Below are 18608 nucleotides of genomic sequence, written 5' to 3' on the forward strand. Positions count from 1 at the left end.
GGGTTACGCAAGCTCGCTCAGCGGCGGGTGCTTCTTGTCCTTCTCGCTCAGCACGAGCTCCATGCCCTCGGCGATGGGCCACGCGATGCCGATCTCGGGATCGTCCCACATGAGGCCGCCCTCGTCGCCCGGATGGTACACGTCGTCGCACTTGTAGCAGAACTCGGCCACGTCGGACAGCACGAGGAACCCGTGGGCGAACCCGCGCGGCACGAAGAACTGGCGGCGGTTCTCGGCCGACAGCACCACGCCCTCCCACTGGCCGTACGTGGCGCTTCCCGGGCGCAGGTCGACGGCCACGTCGAACACCTCGCCTTTCACGACGCGCACGAGCTTGGACTGCGGATGCTCGATCTGGAAGTGCAGCCCGCGCAGCACGCCCTTGGTCGAGGACGACTGGTTGTCCTGCACGAACTCCGCGTCGATGCCGCCTGCGACGAAGTCGGGGCGCTTGTAGGTCTCGACGAAGTAGCCGCGCTCGTCGCCGTAGGCCGTCACGTCCACGATCAGCACGTCCTCGATGGACGTCTCGGTGAACGTGAAGTTCCCGTGCTTGACGCTGTCTCCTGCCGCCATGACGCCTCCCTACTGACCTTGCTTCGCGTACTTAGCCTCGACGGCCTCCTTGGCATCCCGCCACCACTGGGGATTGTCGCGGTACCAGTCGATGGTCGCCTTGAGCCCTTCGGCGAAGTCGGTATGCTTAGGCTCCCAGCCCAGCTCGCGCCGCAGCTTCGAGGAGTCGATGGCGTAGCGGCGGTCGTGGCCGGGGCGATCCTTGACCCAGTCGAAGTCGTCCGCGTCCTTGCCCATGTTCTCGAGGATGGCGTGCAGCACGTCGATGTTGTTCTTCTCGCCGTCGGCCCCGATCAAATACGTCTCGCCCAGGCGGCCCTTCGTGAGGATCGCCCACACGGCCGAGGAGTGGTCCTCGGTGTGGATCCAGTCGCGCACGTTCAGGCCGTCGCCGTAGAGCTTCGGGCGGATGCCGGTGAGGATGTTCGTGATCTGGCGCGGGATGAACTTCTCGATGTGCTGGCGCGGGCCGTAATTGTTCGAGCAGTTCGAGATCGTGGCGCGCACGCCGTAGGTGCGGAACCACGCGCGCACGAGCAGGTCCGACGACGCCTTCGTGGAGCTGTACGGGCTCGAGGGGCAATACGGCGTCTCCTCCGTGAAGCGCGCCGGATCGTCGAGCGCCAGGTCGCCGTACACCTCGTCGGTGGAGATGTGATGGAAGCGCACGCCGTGCGCGCGCGCCGCCTCGAGCAGGCGGAACGTGCCGTGCACGTTGGTGCGCACGAACGGCTCCGGATCGGCGATGGAGTTGTCGTTGTGCGACTCGGCGGCGAAGTGCACGATGGCGTCGACGCCGGGGACGATCTCCTCGAGCAGGGCCTCGTCGCAGATGTCGCCGTGCACGAAGGTCATGCGGTCGGCGGGGATGCCCGCGAGGTTCTCGCGGTTGCCGGCGTACGTGAGCGCGTCGAGCACGACGACGTGCACCCCCGGCTGGTTGTCCACCACCCAGTGGACGAAGTTGCTTCCGATGAACCCGGCTCCGCCGGTGACGATGATCCGCTTCGGTTCGAATATGTCGGACATTCCTCTAGCCTTCCAGTTCGGGTAGGTTCTTCAGGTACTCGGCCAGCGCCTCGCGCCAGGGGCGCATCTTGTCGCCCACGGTGTCCTCGAGGTGCTTGTTGCGCAGCGACGAATACGACGGGCGCTTCGCCGAAGCGGGGTTCATGGCCGCGTATTCCTCCGAGGTGCAGCGAGCCACCGCGCAGTCGAGGCCCGCGCCCTCCATGATCGCCTGCGCGAAGTCGGCCCACGAGCAGGTGCCCTCGTTCGTGCAATGGTACACGCCGTAGTTATCGGTGGCGGCGATCTCGAGGATCTCGTGCGCCAGATCGTTCGCCGACGTGGGGTTGCCCAGCTGGTCGCCGACCACGGTCACTTCGTCGCGATCCGCCCCGAGGCGCATCATGGTCTTGACGAAGTTCTTGCCCACGTAGCCGTACAGCCACGCCGTACGCACCACGAAGCAGCGGCTGCAAGCTTCGAGCGAGCGCTCCTCGCCGGCCAGCTTCGTGCGGCCGTACGCGGACACGGGGCCCGTCGGGTCGCTCTCGACGCGCGGCTCGGGCTCGGTGCCAGGGAACACGTAATCGGTCGACACCTGCACGAACTTGGCGCCGGCAGCTTCAGCGGCACGCGCGAGGTTGCCCGGAGCCTCGGCGTTCACACGGAACGCCGCGTCCTCGGCCGTCTCGCAGCCGTCGACGTTCGTCATGGCGGCGCCGTTGACGACGAGGTCGAAGCCGCCCTGCGCGACGAAAGCCATGACGGCGTCGGCGTCGGTCACGTCGAGCTCGGCCACGTCGGTGGCTAAGACCTCCGCGTCAGCATAGATGCCAGGGATCGACCCGATCTCGGAGCGTCCTTCGCGCAGAATGCGCACGAGCTCGTTGCCGAGCTGGCCGTTGCCGCCGGTTACGAGTATCTTCATGCTCACAGGGCCTCCTTATGCGGGACGATCTTGCCCTCGGCCACCTTGCGCAGGTGCTGGCCGTACACCGACTTGCCGTACTTGCCGGCGGCGGCGAGCAGCAGCTCGCGGTCGATCCAGCCGTTCTGGTAGGCGATCTCCTCCACCACCGACACGCTCAGCCCCTGGCTGCGCTCCACGGCGCGCACGAACTCGGAAGCCTCGAACAGGCTCTCCATCGTGCCCGTATCGAGCCACGCGTAGCCGCGGCCGAGCGTCACCACGTTGAGCGAGCCGTCCTCCAAATACATCTGGTTGAGGGTGGTTATCTCCAGCTCCCCGCGCGCGCTGGGCTTCACCTGCTTGGCGAGCTCGCACACGCGGCTGTCGTAGAAGTACAGGCCGGTCACCGCGTAGTTGCTCTTGGGATGCTCGGGCTTCTCCTCGATGGACACCGCGTTGAAGCCCTCGTCGAACTCCACCACGCCGAAGCGCTCGGGGTCGTCCACATGGTAGCCGAACACGGTGGCGCCGCCCTCGCGCTCCGCGCGCTCCACGGCGGTGCGCAGATGGCGGCCCAGGCCGTTGCCGTAGAAGATGTTGTCGCCCAGCACGAGCGCGCACGAGTCGCCGTCGACGAACTCCTCGCCGATGATGAACGCCTGCGCGAGCCCGTCGGGGCTGGGCTGCTCGGCGTAGGACAGGTTCACGCCGTAGTCCGAGCCGTCTTTGAGCAGGCGCTCGAAATTCGGCAGGTCGGTCGGCGTCGAGATGACCAGGATGTCGCGGATGCCCGCCATCATGAGGACCGACAGCGGGTAGTAGATCATCGGCTTGTCGTACACCGGGAGCAGCTGCTTCGACGTCACCGTGGTGAGCGGGTACAGGCGCGTGCCGCTGCCGCCCGCGAGTATGATGCCTTTCATGTAATACCTCTCCTTTGCTGCTGCAGATGCTCCTATTGTAATGCAACCCGTCGAAGCTTCCAGTTCGTTCCAGGAAAAGCATGAAAGCCGCCCTCCCCATCGCTCAAGAGCAACGCTCGCCGCGCCTTACTCTTTGTCGGGTAGGCGGAAATAGTACGATCCCGGCTCCTTGCGACTCAGATTGATGTTTAGGTACGGGTCGCCTGCGGCATAGTATTCGGCCCAGCGATCGTTCATATAAGCGACCTCTCTGAGAAAGCGGGCCACTTTCTCAACCGTGTCCTCCGACCCCCGTGATAAGGATTCGTAATGGTAGAGCTCAACCTCAGGGGTGTACACGACCAGGTAATCGCGTTCCCGCAGCTTAAGGCAGTAGTCGAGATCGTTGAATGCAACAGCGAGATCCTCCGTCATGCCGCCCACCTGCTCGAAGGCGCTGCGCTTCGTCATCATGCACGCAGCGGTGACGGCGCTCATATCCTGCTGCGCGTCGTTGAGGGCGAAATAGCCCGCATCGCTTCGTGGAAGCGACTGGTGCAGGCAAGCGGCGACGGTGGGGGCTATGCCGATGCCAGCATGCTGGATGGTGTCGTCCGGATAATACAGCTTCACGCCGACCGCACCCACGTCCTGCCGAGCGCACAATCCCAGCATCGTCTCGATCCAATCGGGCGTGATGACCTCCGTATCGTTGTTTAGAAGGATGCAGTACTCCCCCTTCGCCGCCTCGACGCCCCGATTGACGATCTTCGAGAAGTTAAAAGGCCCGTCGAAGAACACGCATCGCACGCGCGGATTCTTTGCCGCCTCTTCGTAATAGGCGAACGTCTCCTCCTCGACGCTGTTGTTCTCGACGATGACCACCTCGTAGGCATCGTACGACGACTTGGCCAGAACAGAGTTGATGCACTGCCTGAGAACGGTCAGGTTGTCCTTGTTCGGGATAATGATCGAGACGAGCGGCCTGTCCTCCGGAACAGAGTACTTAACACGATACGTGGCCGGTCTGTTCGCCTGATCGACCGTTGCGGAAAGCCCCAAACGCATCAAATGGTTCTCAACAGCCCGAATGCCGGCGAGCGTGGCGTACGGCTTGCTTCCTTCGACGCCTCCCGCGGTCGACCCCGAGCTCACCCGCCAGTGGTACAGGATCTTCGACACGTGATGAACACGCCGCGCGCATTCGCACACCCGCAAGGTCAGGTCATGATCTTGCGCCCCGTCGCATGCCGAGTCCAACAGGCCAACCTGGTCGAACACGCTGCGTCGCACCGTGAGCATATGGCAGATGTAGTTGTTGTTCCGCAGCAGATCGAGGTTGAAATCGGGCTTGAAGAACGGGTCGAAGTGCCGCCCGTCCTCCCTCTTCTTGTCCTCGTCGCAGTAGAGCAAGTCAGTATCGGGATGCTCAAGCACTGCAAGTGCGTATTCGTAGAGGAGATCGGGCTCTATGAGGTCGTCATGATCGAAGAAGCAAACGAAATCGCCCGATGCGGCCGCGATGCCGGCGTTCGAGTTCGCCGATATCCCCCCGTTCTCCTCAAGAGCAACGACCTTGACCCGCTCATCTGAGCGGCTCGCCCCTCGAACCGCTCCGGCAAGCTCTTCATCTTCGGGGCTGGCGTTGACCAGGATCAGTTCCCAACGGGCGTACGTCTGCGCCCGAACCGACTGCACCATCTCGTCAAAGAACCTGCGCGGGGTCTTGTACAGGGGAACCACTATGCTGAAAACGGGAGCGTCCTTCAACGCCGTCTCGCGCTGCACGCGAAGCACGGCCTCGTCGGCGCGATGCTTCTCGAACCACGCAGGGTAGCTGGAATCGATCTGGGCGTTCCTGGTCAATGCGGCGAAATCTTCCAACATGCAACCGAGCAGCCACGCCTCGAGGACGCTGAACCGCGTTGCGGAAGGATCTCCCACATCGCGGATCTCGAAGCAGTAGTTCTCAAGCGACTTGGGAACGCTGATGGAAACCGGGATGCAGGCGTACGAGAACCCGGACCCCTTGACGGGCTTCACGACCGATCCTCCGCAGCGCACGATCCCGACATCGACGCTCCTGCCGTCGGAGCCGATGCAGGTTATCGACAGATCCTCAGGAGAGGAGGCTCCTGAAACGATCAGAGCCGCTCGAACGAGGAAGCGATCGGCGTCGGGGACCGCCGCGACGAACTCCAGGTGGTTCTCGGAGAAGCGGAACGTGCCGTCGTAGTTGCGGATGATGTCGACAAGCTCTCGGTCTAAACGGTAGCGGAACCGCGATTCCCACTTCGCCCTCCGAGTCGAGATCTTCTTTCTGAACGTGTCCTTTACGGCACCTGAAGAATCAACCTCCTCGACGACGAGCGTTTGGTCGAAGTCGACGACGGGCAGCGCCGCGATACGCAACCCGTTCCCCTCGTACGAGTCGCAAGGCAATCGGCCGACCGCCTCGCCCTCCGAACGAAACCGCACGACACAAGCATCATCGACTGAAGAAGCGCGCAAGGCGACGAATATTTTTCCATGCCCGCGGCACAAGCCGCAATACGAAACCTGCATGTATATGCCTTCCTGAAAAAACGGCAAACTAGGACAAAACCGTCGAGCCCGAGCTGCTCAACCAGTAGCTACACCCCCACGGCAATGGAGAAGGTGCGAGCAAGGTACATGGCGTTGACAGCGATCATGATATAGACGAGTCCCATGCCAAGAGGGATATCGAAACTCATATGTTTACTTCGAATCGCCAACGCGGCCATGGGAAGCAACGGAAGGAAGTAGCGCCCCTGCACGCCCTGCACGACGTTTTCGCTGGTGAACGTCCATCCGATCAGCATCGAAAGGATCACGCCCAAACCTCCGACCAAGGCCAAACCTCCATACAGAACCCTGTGCGCACCGGGAATGACGGCGTTGTCGCCTTCTGAGCGTTGCGCCGATAAGACCACGATGAGCAGCAGAGCGACCGTGATGTAGAGCGGTGCCTTGAGATCGGCCTGGAACCAAGCAAGGGACCCGCCGACAAGCGTGTCCAGGTAGAAAGAGCCCTGCACGTCGAACGTTCTGAGAAAAAGCAAGGCCGCGTTCAAGGGATCCGATACGAGCCCGGATAGGCTGTAAAACGTGCCGTATTCGTCGCCACGCGAGCCCTCGGCGGTCGACGAAGGTGAGACTCCCGCCATTTGCAGCAAGCCCGCAGCCCGGAACACGAGCACGGAAAGCAGAGCACATCCGATCGCGACGGCTTTGAACCGTGCAGAAGCAGCAGTCGAGGAGAACCGCTTTCTTGGTATCAGGATGACGAGAAGCACGATGACCGTATACACCACCTTGCACGGAGCAAGCAGAACCGCGACGACAACGAGCCCCACCTTTTCCCTTCGACTTATAAGGCCCTCTCCGTACACGGCTCGCAAGCACATACCCGTCAACAGAAAGGCCAAACCCATGATCCCGGCATCGTACGAATAAGAAGACGCCAGATGCAGCGTCATGGGGAGAAGCCCTGCAACCATCATGGCGTTCTTGCCAACAGGGGTAATGCGAACGGCAAAATACGCCAACACCGAGAACATCAACAAATTGAAGAATCTTCCCAAGTAGAACAGCGGATAGCTTCCGAGATTGAGCAGCGTGGCCAACACGATGCCCAAAGCAGAGGGAAGCTTAATGTACGGAGGGTTCGCAGTCCAGTCGAACGAGGAGACGGGCTCGACCGCAACACGGGACGCGTCGTTCGCGAAAAAGGCGAACTGGTCTATGACCGAACGGTACTTGTCGTATCCAAGAGCCCATGATTGAAGCATGCCGTCCAGCATGGCCGAATCGTCTTCTCTCACCGGCAGAGAATCCACGGTGGGTTCTTGCAGCATGATATAGTCCGCGAGCTTGTACGACGCCTCGAAATGATAGGTTTCGTCTGGAACGGTCCCCGGCGCGAAAACCACAGAATACAAAAGCCCACAGCTTATCAAACCCACCAAGAACGCCATTTCAACCTGATGGCGCACCCTCGATTCAAGCACCCGTATCAACAGGTACGCACATGCAACGGCGATCACGGAGACGCACGAAAAAGCAAGGGCGAGCCGCGAATCGCTGAACGAGTAGCAGTACAAGGCGTGGATCGTCATGACCGCAATTACGGCGATCAGGATCATATCGACTCTGCGCCTGTGCAAAACCTCGAGAAATCCCTTTTGCATAACTTGTTTGGCGGAAGCGATCCGCACCTCTCCTGTCGATCGAACCATAACGCAGACGAGCAAAACCACTCGCATTGCAGAGTATCAAGAATGTATAAGTGTAAGGCATTCCCAGCCTCGATATGAAACTTTCCCAAAGCAAAACAGAATGCGCGCACCTGCTGCAGCTCACAACCGCTCTCACGGATTCGAAATGTTCATCCCGTTATTCGTCAGCACGAAACAGAAAAAGCTAAGCCTTCGGTCGACCCGCCTTCACCAAACCGGCAATCGGCAAAACGAACGGCAGTGCCAGATTGAAAGCAAATATATAACGATAGTCCCCGACTGCAGGAGCCGCAACGAACAACGTAGCGAGTAGCGCAATAAGAGGCATCACGCATACCAAGCATCTTGTCCGCTTCTTCTTCTCAAGTCCGACGCATCCAACGAAGACAAGCGCAGCCACCGCCCAAATCAGCGAGCCGGAACTGAAAGGAACGGGTAACGTCGCAATCAGCTTTTGCGCCATGAATCCAGGGTTCCAATCGAATCCGAGGTAATCATGCGGAGCCTGCTCGTAAAGAGTGGCGTTCGTCACGAGCCACGACGGAAAGCCCGGATTCCAGTATCCTTGCGTTTCATCGATCCAGGCTTTGACGTATATTCCAAGGTTGTCAGGCAGCATCGAAGCCCAGGTAACCAAGAACTCGATCTTGTGCTCCTCCAGAAAGGCATCGTCGAAAGACTCGTGGAACTTGATCGGATTGGGAGTTTGAGGATTGTAAGAGTCCCTCATGGCTTCCATAGGAAGAACCCTGTTGATGAAATCCTCTTGCACCTCATTGATATGTCCGCCTTTATGCACGGTCGCTGCGATTTGCTGAAGCGGAATGCCCACGGACTCTGAAAAATGCCCCTTCTGCACTCCCATGATCGAGAGCAAGGGACCTTGGACGACCAGGAAAGCGCAAAGCACCACGGCACCCACCGCCGCGACCTTCTTTCTCAGATCGGGCTCGATCACGAACAAGACAAGTAAGGTAGCTCCCACGACCATGAACCCATTGCTTCTCAAAAACGTGAGCAGCAGACAAGCGACGAGCAGGGTTCTTCCGATGCGTTTCTTCTCGCCATGGAACAAAAGCGAATACAGGCGAACGATCAGAAACAGGGCGCAACAGCTAAACAAGACGTCCTTCCACATGGTCACTGAGTAGTTTGCGAGAATCGGGTTGAACAGCATGAAGGCAAAAGCCGCCAGGATGTACCTTTTTCCGAAACCAAGCCTGACAAACACCGAGAAACACCAGCTGAGCACAAGGGCGGCCGCGGTCATCTGAAGAAAAAGGAAGATGCCTATCGACAGATCGACGCTGCCAAAGAACGTCGTAGCCTGAAAGACTGCCCAAACAAGGAAGGTGTAGAAAATAGGATGGTGGTTCGCCAACCCGTCGTAACGATGCCACGTGCTCCACTCGGAAACCCCCAAAACCTGGTTGACGATGTCGTTTGAGTCGTTAGAGCAAAAACCTGGCCAGTTCGATAGCAGCACCGCAAGAAACGAAACCTCCAAGGCGGCAAAGCAGAGCAAGAACGCGATCCTCACCTGCTTCGGGGACCTACGAGAAGCGGCCCCTTCTTTCCAGTCGGTTTGCTTGATATGGTTGCAAATCGCAACAAGCACGAAAACTAAGACGATCAATAGCCCAATCGAGAACAGGACGATCTGACTGATATTGAATTGTCCCCATACAGGAAGCAAGACGGCCCAAGCGAGTAGGATGGCGAAAACAAAGCAAGCGCAAACCTCGCCGCGCTTCAAATTACCCGCCCAGTCTTTCATCAGCTTCCCAACCATCAAAAACTCCTCAAACGAAAACCAATCGATCACTCTCACATGCGGCTTTAGGGCAACGGCCCAACCCTCCTTTGCTGCAACAAAGGTTACGGCTGGTGAGCTCGGCACAAAGCCCAAAATGCCACATTGTATGATACAGGGAGTAAGAGGGATGCGCAGGGAGAAGATGCAAGATGCTCGGCCCAACTTGAGAATCGACCCGTCGAGCCATTGCGGGACTTAATGCGGCTTTAAGGGAGCATACGCGCAAAAGAGAGTTCGAACTACGGTATACTTCGACATATGGATACTTCGAATGCATATCCCAACAGCAAACAACTGAACGTCCTCGTCGTCATCCCCGCTTACAACGAGCAGGAAAGCATCGTTTCCGTCGTCAACGACGTAGCGTCCGCAGGATACGATTACGTCGTCGTCAACGACGGATCGACGGATGAGACCCTGTCAATATGCAAAGCGCATGGGTTCAACGTCCTGAACCTGCCTCAGAACCTCGGCATCGGCGGCTGCGTCCAAGCGGGTCACAAGTACGCGCTTCTCCACGGCTACGACGTGGACATCCAGTTCGATGGCGACGGCCAACACGACGCCCGCTGCATTCCCAGTCTCGTCGAGCTGATTGAGTCGGGATCGGATCTGGCCATCGGCTCCCGCTTCGTGGAGGACACCGACGGATTCCGATCGACCGCCCTCAGAAGGCTTGGCATCGTTTGGCTGTCATTCTGGATAAAAGCATTCTCCGGCAAGCGCATCACCGACCCGACGTCCGGCTTTCGAGCTTCAAGCAAGACGGCCATGGCGCTGTTCGCAAGGAACTACCCGACCGACTACCCAGAGCCCGAGTCCATCATGCTCGCCATTAAGTCGGGTCTGTCCGTGAACGAGGCTCCGGCAACCATGCGCGAGCGCCAGGGCGGAAAATCGTCCATTGGAGGGCTTTCCAGCCTGTACTACATGATCAAAGTTTCGCTGGCCATCTCGATCGTCAGCTTTTCTCACAAGCGCAAGCGAGTCTAGGAAGCGGAGGGTTTCGTGTTCGTTCTTCAAATTGTCGCAATCATCCTATGCGTCGCTTTCTTCGCGTACGTCGTCTATCTGGTCGCCCGAGAACAACTGTTGCTCAAGTACTCGCTGCTGTGGATGGCGCTCACCGTCGCCATCGTGCTGTGCGCCTTGTTCCCTCAACCCCTGTACTCCATCTCATCCTTCCTCGGGTTCGAAACCCCTTCGAACTTCATCTTCTTCATCGGATTGTTCTTCTTGCTGGCCATATCCCTTTCGCTCAGCTCAATCGCCAGCAAGCAAGCCCTCATGATCAAGAACCTCGTGCAAGAGCAGGCCCTGCTCGCGAAAAAGCTGGAAAAAGACGATCGGAGCCCAAGCGACTCTGACCCAAGCGAGCTTTTCAATGCAGAAACCGTTCAAGATCAGGTTCGGTAACACGTTGACGAACAAGAACGACACCTTTTGCATATTTTCCGCCCACTACCTCCCTCACATCGGAGGCGTTGAAAAGTACACCCAGAACCTTGCGCGCCAACTGGCCGACCAGGGTAATCGCGTCATCATCGTCACATCGAACGTCTACGATCTCGCCGAGAGGGAAGACCTGGAAGAAGGAGTCGAAATAGTTCGTCTCCCCTGCTATAAGCTTTTGGGCGACAGATACCCCGTCACGCGCCACGATAAGGCATACGACCGGATCATGGCGTACCTTCGCAGCCAAAATATCGACTACGTTGCCATTAACACCCGGTTCTACCGCCATACGCTGGAAGGAATCGCGCTAGCGGAGACCAAGGGCATTCGCCCTATCATCGTCGACCACGGATCGGCTCACTTGACCATGGGAAGCAAGCTCGTCGACCCCTTCGTGGCAGCTGTCGAACACGCAGTCACCGAGCTGGTGAAGCGCCACTCCGCCGATTACTACGCGGTTTCCCTCGCGGGAACCGAATGGCTTCGGCATTTCGACATCGAAGCCTGCGGCGTGCTTAATAACTCCATCGATGCTCGAGCTTTTGCTGAAGGATCATCTCGGCGATCCTTTAGGAAAGAACTCGACCTATCCGACGAAACGCTCCTCGTGGCTTTCACCGGAAGGCTGATACCCGAAAAGGGAATACCGGCCCTCATCGAAGCTATGCGCATCTTGGCCGATGAAAAATCGATACATTTCCTTATCGCAGGAGAGGGTCCATTAGAAGACAGCCTTCTCCGGGCATCGCTTCCCAATGCATCGTTTCTCGGCCGTCTGAACTCGCCGGACGTTTCCGCCCTGCTTGCAGAATCAAACGTGTTCTGCCTTCCATCGCGCTCGGAAGGATTCTCGACCTCCTTGCTGGAAGCAGCTGCATGCAAAGCAACGCCCATCGTCACAAACGTAGGAGGTGTGCAAGAGCTGGTGCCGAGCAACGAATATGGCATCGTACTCCCCTCGGCAGACGGCGAAACGATAGCCAACGCCATACTCGAACTCAACAGCGATCGCACACGATGCCTCATCATGGGTCAAAACATCAATCAACTGGTTATCGACAAATTCTCTTGGAGCGAAACAGCTCGTTTAACTGCCCTCGCCTGCGCCGAGGCGCAGGAACGGCGAAACCAATCCATCTTGTGAATTGCATCAAGAAAGCCAACTGAAAACATGTGGAGAGTCCTCTGGACCCTCCACGATCCGCTCTAAGACAGAATCCTCTGCGCCGTCGTCCTAGATGCTCCCTTCGAGGCGAGCGACACGTACTGGCAGCGACCGCCGAATGTCGGCTCTTCGTAAATCATTCCGCCGCCAGCATACAGCACCACGTGCTCTGGCAGCATAGGATTGTAATTCGGCCACGCACCGTAATACATCAAGATGATATCGCCAGGTTTGGGATCGCCGAACACTCTCACGCCGCTGTACATCTGATCATACGTCTCGAAACCGATATCGATCCCCAGCTGCTTATACAGATACCAAGTAAACGAAGCGCAATCCATGCCTCCGTCCTGCGGGTACACGCCAAGCCACACATAGGGCACGCCAAGAAGCGAGCGCGCCGTTCGCATGATGATATCGATACCTGCCTGCTTGTCATGGCGTCCCGACCCGTTCATGTACCAGTAGGTGCCGTCCGACACCTTCACGCTTGCGTTGGACACCATCGCGCCGCTGCTCCTCAGGTAATACCAATCACCGCTCTCCTGCAGCCAGCCAGTCTGCATAGCTCCCGTCGAAGGATCGAGATAGTACCAAAAACCGCCCACGGAAACCCAGCCGGTGCGCATGACCCCGCTCGAGGGATCCAGGTAATACCACGTTCCGGAGACTTTGACCCATCCCGTTTGCCTGATGCCCGAAGCGTCGGCGTAGTAACGCACTCCATCGACGTCGAACGTACCCGTACGCAACACGCCTTCGTCTTTCGGGTCGAAATAAAAGGTCTTTCCAGCAGCTGTGCGCCAACCCGTCTTCCCATCGGCACATACGATTCTACCCTGAGCATCATACGAGGCAACGAGCACGGTTTCTCCCGCGCCATCGATGAAGCCGCAGGAGCCGTTCCCAAGCGACACCCATACGTTGTTGACCATAGCGCCGCTGCTAGAGAACACATACTCGCGTCCCTCGATCGTGCGCCTACCGACAGCCATGGCTCCGGTTTCGGGATCGAGCCAATATCGCGCCGATCTCTCTTGGTGCCAACCGGTGCGCATGGCGCCTGATGCGCTGAGCGTATACCACGTGCCGCCCAGGTTAAGCCATCGATCGGCAAGCATCGCGCCAGATCCGTTGAAGTAATACCACTTTCCATCAGTCGCCCTCGCCCATCCAGTAGCCATGGCGCCGCTTTCGGGATCAAGCCAGTACCAAACTCCGCGTTGCTTGAACCAGCCCGTGCGCATAGAACCTGATGGATTCAAATAGTACCATGTCCCAGCCTGCTTCAACCAGCGATTGGCAAGCATTGCACCGGATCCGTCAGAATAGTACCAGGTCGACCCATCTTTATACCAACCCGTTCCCATGGCTCCCGAAGAACGATCAAGCCAGTACCAGATACCACCTTGCTTCAACCAGCCGGTAGCCATCGCACCGGATGCCTTAAGGTAGTACCACGTTCCTCCCTGCTTCAACCAGCGATTGGCAAGCATTGCACCGGTTCCGTCAGAATAGTACCAGGTCGACCCATCTTTATACCAACCCGTTCCCATGACGCCAGTTTCCGGGTCGAGCCAGTACCAGGTGCCGCCCAGTTTCAGCCAACCGGTGCGCAAAGCGCCCGAGGGACTCGCATAGTACCAAGCGCCATCCGTACGCACCCAACCGTTGCCGGTAACAAGCGCCCCACTCGGACGCGCATGGTACAGTGTCGATCCCACACGGTAGGAGCCGGTCAGCATGGCACCGCCTCGCGAAGGATCGAGGTAGTACCAGGTGCCGCCCAGCTTCAGCCAGCCGGTTTCTAACTCGCCCGACGCAGCTGCGTAGTACCAGGTGCGATCGATCAGCAGCCATCCCGAAGAGAACAGAACCCCATCGGTATCGAGATAGTAAGACTTGCCTTCGATAGCGACGAAGCCGCGCGCCATCGCATTGCCATTGTCAGAATCCAGATAGTAACGTTTCCCTCCATCAAGCAACCATCCGCTCTTGAGCTTTCCTTGCTCGTCGGCAAAGTAGCGGTTTCCGTCGACAGTGTTCCATCCAGGGACGTATGCAGGCGAAGGGGACACACCTCCCGAACCTGCACCCTCCTCAGAAGGAGCGTCGGGATCATGTGGGTTTCCGGAGTCAGAATCATTTTCATCCTGATCATCAGCCCCGTTGACCTCCGTCGAAGCCTGCGTGCCGTCAACGTCTGCTCTAGCCTCATGCCCAACGCCCGCCTCTTCACCAAAGGCAATGCTCGGCACCATCATGCCCGATAGAAGCACCGCCGCGAACAACGCGAGCACTATCGACATGCGAACCGAAGAGAAATGAGAAGCATCCTCTGTCATATCATCAGCCTTCCTTTATTTTGCAGCTGCTCTTGAAGTTTAGCATAGATATCAACCTGAAAGAGTACCTAACACGAGCCCCACGCCCCCAAACGCGCAAAGGCCTCGCCTCCCCGAGAGTGAACCTCCTCCCATTTCTTGGACACGAGAAATGGGAGGCTCTTTTATGGCTGGAAACGCCTTTTACGATGTTAGGTTGAGGATGCGTGCCGTCGAGCTGTATGGGGAGGGATACGGTCGCGCCTCGGTTGCGTCCCTGCTCGGCATCCCCGAGGAAACCGTGAGAAAACAGCCAAGCCCGAGGCCATGGCCGAGTTCGGGATAGTCTCGCCCAACTCGTTCAAGAAATGGCTGAAGGCCTACCGGGATGACGGCCCGGAAGCGCTGAGGCCGAAGCACAAGGGGCGGCCGAAGGGCGCGAAGGCCGAGCCCAGGGCAGAGACGCGCGAGCAGGAGCTCGAACGGCGCATCCAGAAGCTCGAGGCCGAGAACAAAAATCTGAAAGCGGAGAAGCACTCTCGAACCGCGAGAAGGCCGCGGCCGTGAGCGAGCTTTCAGGGCGATGCCCCCTGCCGACCTACTGAAAGCCGCCAGCCTGCCCAGGTCGAGCTGCTGCCACGCAAAAAGAAAAAGGCCCCGGCCCTCGGCGGGCCGGGACCCCTCGGGCCTCTCGGCGAAAACGAAACGCCCTCCGCGAGCGCGACTCCCTATCCTCCCACGGGCTGACCCCGCAGTACTTTCGGCGATGGCAGGCTTAACTGCCGGGTTCGGAATGGGACCGGGTGATCCCTGCCTCCATGGTCGCGCTCGCGCAGGGCGTTCCCGCGCGGGCCTCATATGGCCCCGCCTCGGCGGCCGCGGATCCCCCCGCGCCACCCTGGCGGTTGCACAGCGCTCGTGACTTTCGGCCGCGGGACCGAGAATGTTGCAGTGAAGAAGAGCTCGGGCTATTAGTACCGCTCGCCTGAAGCGCTCGCGCGCCTTGCAGCTGCGGCCTATCGACCTCGTGGTCTGCGAGGGCCCTTACCGGAAAGAGGACTCATCTTGGAGACGGCTTCCCACTTAGATGCTTTCAGCGGTTATCCGTGCCGGACGTAGCTAGGCAGCCGTGCCGTTGGTCGACAACTGCTGCACCAGAGGTCCGTCCACCCCGGTCCTCTCGTACTAGGGGCAGACCTCCTCAATCCTCTTGCGCCTGCGGAGGATAGGGACCGAACTGTCTCACGACGTTCTGAACCCAGCTCGCGTACCGCTTTAAATGGCGAACAGCCATACCCTTGGGACCGACTTCAGCCCCAGGATGCGATGAGCCGACATCGAGGTGCCAAACCTTGCCGTCGATGTGGACTCTTGGGCAAGATCAGCCTGTTATCCCCGGAGTACCTTTTATCCGTTGAGCGACGGCCATTCCACTCTGTGCCGCCGGATCACTAGAACCGACTTTCGTCTCTGCTCGGCTTGTGGGCCTCGCAGTCAAGCCCGCTTGTACTCTTGCGCTCTGCGAACGATTGCCAACCGTTCTGAGCGGACCTTTGCGCGCCTCCGTTACATTTTGGGAGGCGACCGCCCCAGTCAAACTACCCGCCTGACACGGTCCCCCCGCCGGATCACGGCCGGGGGTTAGATCGCCAACGCGACGAGGGCAGTATTCCAAGGCCGGCTCCACCCGAGCTGGCGCCCGGGCTTCGAAGCCTCCTGCCTATCCTCTACGCGCCGAGCCAACGATCAATGTCAAGCTGCAGTAAAGGTTCACGGGGTCTTTCCGTCCTTCCGCAGGTAATTCGCATCTTCACGAATAATACAATTTCACCGGGTCCATGGTTGAGACAGCGCCCAAATCGTTACGCCATTCGTGCAGGTCGGAACTTACCCGACAAGGAATTTCGCTACCTTAGGACCGTTATAGTTACGGCCGCCGTTTACTGGGGCTTGGCTTCAGAGCTTCGCCTTTAAGGCTGACCCATCCGCGTAACCTTCCAGCACCGGGCAGGCGTCAGACCCTATACGTCGCCTTGCGGCTTAGCAGAGTCCTGTGTTTTTGATAAACAGTCGCTTGGGCCGTTTCGCTGCGACCCCCGGCCGCTCGGGGAGCAAGTCCCGTCACCGCCAGGGGCACTCCTTCTCCCGAAGTTACGGAGTCAGTATGCCGAGTTCCTTAACCATGGTTCTCCCGATCGCCTCGGTATGCTCTACCTGCCCACCTGTGTCGGTTTTGGTACGGGCGCCGATGTCCCTTCCTAGAGGTTTTTCTCGGAAGCATGGGCTCGCCGACTTCAGCATAAGCTTTCGTCTCGCGTCTCAGGCTTCGTGCGGAGCTGATTTCCATGCTCCGCGCCCTACGCGCTTTCACGGGGACGTCCAGAACCCCGCTCGGCTACCCTTCTCCGTCACCCCGTCGGTATAACGGTCCATCGGCGGTACAGGAATGTCCGCCTGTTGTGCATCGGCTACGCCTCTCGGCCTCGCCTTAGCTCCCGACTGACCCTGGGAGGATTAGCCTTGCCCAGGAACCCTTAGGCTTACGGCGGCGGCGTTTCTCGCGCCGCTCTCGTTACTCATGCCAGCATTCTCACTTCCCCGCGCTCCACCGAGGGTCGCCCTCTCGGCTTCTCCGCTGCGGGGAAAGCTCCCCTACCACTAATAAATTAGTCCGCTGCTTCGGTACCATGCTTAGCCCCGTGAATTGTCGGCGCATGTCCACTTGACCAGTGAGCTGTTACGCACTCTTTAAATGCATGGCTGCTTCTAAGCCAACATCCTGGTTGTCTAGGCAAACGCACATCCTTTGCCACTCAGCATGGATTTGGGGACCTTAGCAGGCGGTCTGGGCTGTTTCCCTTTCGAACACACAGCTTAGCCCACATGTTCTGACTCCCGGCCTCTGATCCGACGGCATTCGGAGTTTGGTTCGTGTCGGTAGGCGGTGAAGCCCCCTCGACGATCCAGTGCTCTACCGCCGTCGGAGAACGGCCGAGGCTAGCCCTAAAGCTATTTCGGGGAGAACGAGATATCTCCGGGTTTGATTGGCCTTTCACCCCTATCCACGGGTCATCCCCTCCGTTTTCAACCGAAGTGGGTTCGGCCCTCCACGGGGTCTTACCCCCGCTTCAGCCTGCCCATGGATAGCTCACCCGGCTTCGCGTCTGCAGCATGCGACTAAAACGCCATCTTAAAGGCTCGCTTTCACTGCGGCTCGCTTAAAAGCTTAACCTCGCCGCATACCGCAACTCGCTGGCTCATTCTACAAAAGGCACGCCGTCACCCCGCAAAGGGGCTCCGACTGCTTGTAGGCGCACGGTTTCAGGTACTGTTTCACTCCCCTCTCGGGGTGCTTTTCACCTTTCCCTCACGGTACTGGTTCGCTATCGGTCACAGGAGAGTGTTCAGCCTTGGAGGGTGGTCCCCCCTGCTTCGCACCGGGTTTCACGTGCCCGGCGCTACTCGGGCGCCGTCCTCGGAGGCCGCGGGGATTCGCGTACGGGGCTCTCACCCGCTCCGGCCGGCCTTCCCAGGCCGTTCCGCTTCCGCGCAGCTTTGTAACTCCGTCCATGGTGTTAAGGCCCATGGAATGGACGGTCCCACAACCCCTCATGCAGCAACGCCCTTACGCTTACACGTGCATGGGTTTGGGCTGGTGCGGTTTCGCTCGCCGCTACTCCCGCAATCTCGGTTGATTTCTCTTCCTCCGGGTACTTAGATGTTTCAGTTCCCCGGGTTGCCTTCTCCCGCCCTATTTGATTCAGGCGGGGATGCATGGGCATGACCCCATGCGGGTTCCCCCATTCGGAGATCTTCGGATCGATGGCCGTTTGCGCCTCCCCGAAGCTTATCGCAGCTTGCCGCGTCCTTCATCGACTTCCTGTGCCAAGGCATCCGCCGTGCGCCCTTAATATCTTCTTCTCTTAACTCAGGTCTCAGGCATCGAATACTCGATGCTCTCGCGATCGTGATGATGCATGTCCCCGGCCGCCCGAGGGCCGCCGGGTAAAAGATCATTTGTCACTAAACGCTATGCAACTGTCAAGGTGCGCGGAGGCCCGGAAAGGCCCCCTCGGGGGCAGAGCCCCGGAAGCCGGATGCTGAGTGAGCGGTTTCGGAACGCGCCTCGCGGCCCTTGCGACGGGACCCAAAAGAGGTTTCTGTTTGTCTTCCAGGCGAGGGAGCGCATGCGC

Annotated in this window: 12 protein-coding genes and 2 rRNA genes; 4 read left to right on the forward strand and 10 right to left on the reverse strand. The window is 59.0% G+C overall.

Annotated elements, in window-relative coordinates; genetic code table 11:
- Positions 1–3: 3 nt before the first annotated feature.
- The 7 genes from rfbC to C1A15_RS12915 all read right to left on the reverse strand — a co-directional run bounded on the left by rfbC (position 4) and on the right by C1A15_RS12915 (position 9447).
- Positions 4–576, reverse strand: coding sequence for a dTDP-4-dehydrorhamnose 3,5-epimerase (gene rfbC, locus C1A15_RS12885; protein WP_101722947.1), 573 nt, complete (start codon positions 574–576; stop codon positions 4–6).
- Between the two features lie 9 nt (positions 577–585).
- On the reverse strand, positions 586–1605 hold the full coding sequence (rfbB, locus tag C1A15_RS12890) for a dTDP-glucose 4,6-dehydratase (protein ID WP_101722948.1): 1020 nt from the start codon (positions 1603–1605) through the stop codon (positions 586–588).
- Positions 1606–1609: 4 nt separating this feature from the next.
- A complete protein-coding gene (gene rfbD / locus C1A15_RS12895; RefSeq protein WP_101722949.1) occupies positions 1610–2512 on the reverse strand; it encodes a dTDP-4-dehydrorhamnose reductase in 903 nt (300 codons plus the stop codon).
- 2 nt (positions 2513–2514) lie between these two features.
- Positions 2515–3417, reverse strand: a complete 903-nt coding sequence (gene rfbA, locus C1A15_RS12900; protein ID WP_101722950.1) for a glucose-1-phosphate thymidylyltransferase RfbA — start codon at positions 3415–3417, stop codon at positions 2515–2517.
- Positions 3418–3543: 126 nt separating this feature from the next.
- Positions 3544–5808, reverse strand: coding sequence for a glycosyltransferase family 2 protein (locus C1A15_RS12905; protein WP_180953099.1), 2265 nt, complete (start codon positions 5806–5808; stop codon positions 3544–3546).
- Positions 5809–6029: 221 nt separating this feature from the next.
- The gene (locus tag C1A15_RS12910; RefSeq protein WP_245865027.1) at positions 6030–7562 is read right to left on the reverse strand and encodes a DUF2142 domain-containing protein; all 1533 of its coding nucleotides are present in this window, start codon (positions 7560–7562) and stop codon (positions 6030–6032) included.
- Between the two features lie 277 nt (positions 7563–7839).
- Positions 7840–9447: a DUF6020 family protein gene (locus C1A15_RS12915; protein WP_101723795.1), complete on the reverse strand. Its 1608-nt coding sequence runs from the start codon at positions 9445–9447 to the stop codon at positions 7840–7842.
- Positions 9448–9729: 282 nt separating this feature from the next.
- Between C1A15_RS12915 and C1A15_RS12920 the strand changes: the two genes are divergently transcribed.
- From C1A15_RS12920 to C1A15_RS12930, 3 genes are read left to right on the forward strand one after another with little or no spacing between them, the layout of a single operon-like run.
- Positions 9730–10464 carry a glycosyltransferase family 2 protein gene (locus tag C1A15_RS12920; protein ID WP_101722953.1) on the forward strand — a complete coding sequence of 245 codons (735 nt, stop codon included), beginning with the start codon at positions 9730–9732 and terminating at the stop codon, positions 10462–10464.
- Between the two features lie 15 nt (positions 10465–10479).
- Positions 10480–10887, forward strand: a complete 408-nt coding sequence (locus tag C1A15_RS12925) for a DUF2304 domain-containing protein (RefSeq protein ID WP_101722954.1) — start codon at positions 10480–10482, stop codon at positions 10885–10887.
- On the forward strand, positions 10856–12070 hold the full coding sequence (locus tag C1A15_RS12930; protein ID WP_101722955.1) for a glycosyltransferase family 4 protein: 1215 nt from the start codon (positions 10856–10858) through the stop codon (positions 12068–12070). Before C1A15_RS12925 ends, C1A15_RS12930 begins: the two co-directional genes overlap by 32 nt.
- A 62-nt stretch (positions 12071–12132) precedes the next feature.
- Here the strand turns inward: C1A15_RS12930 and C1A15_RS12935 are convergent, their stop codons facing one another.
- Complete coding sequence (locus C1A15_RS12935) at positions 12133–14436, reverse strand: NlpC/P60 family protein (protein WP_101722956.1); 2304 nt, start codon at positions 14434–14436, stop codon at positions 12133–12135.
- Positions 14437–14742: 306 nt separating this feature from the next.
- On the opposite strand from C1A15_RS12935, the gene C1A15_RS17285 reads away from it, so the two are divergent.
- Positions 14743–14982 carry a helix-turn-helix domain-containing protein gene (locus tag C1A15_RS17285; protein WP_245865028.1) on the forward strand — a complete coding sequence of 80 codons (240 nt, stop codon included), beginning with the start codon at positions 14743–14745 and terminating at the stop codon, positions 14980–14982.
- A gap of 148 nt (positions 14983–15130) precedes the next feature.
- Here the strand turns inward: C1A15_RS17285 and rrf are convergent.
- Positions 15131–15245, reverse strand: a 5S ribosomal RNA gene (rrf, locus tag C1A15_RS12945).
- Between the two features lie 121 nt (positions 15246–15366).
- Positions 15367–18336, reverse strand: a 23S ribosomal RNA gene (locus C1A15_RS12950).
- Between the last annotated feature and the right edge of the window lie 272 nt (positions 18337–18608).

Origin of the sequence: Eggerthella timonensis (assembly GCF_900184265.1) — a bacterium.
In the GTDB taxonomy this organism is placed as follows: domain Bacteria; phylum Actinomycetota; class Coriobacteriia; order Coriobacteriales; family Eggerthellaceae; genus Eggerthella; species Eggerthella timonensis.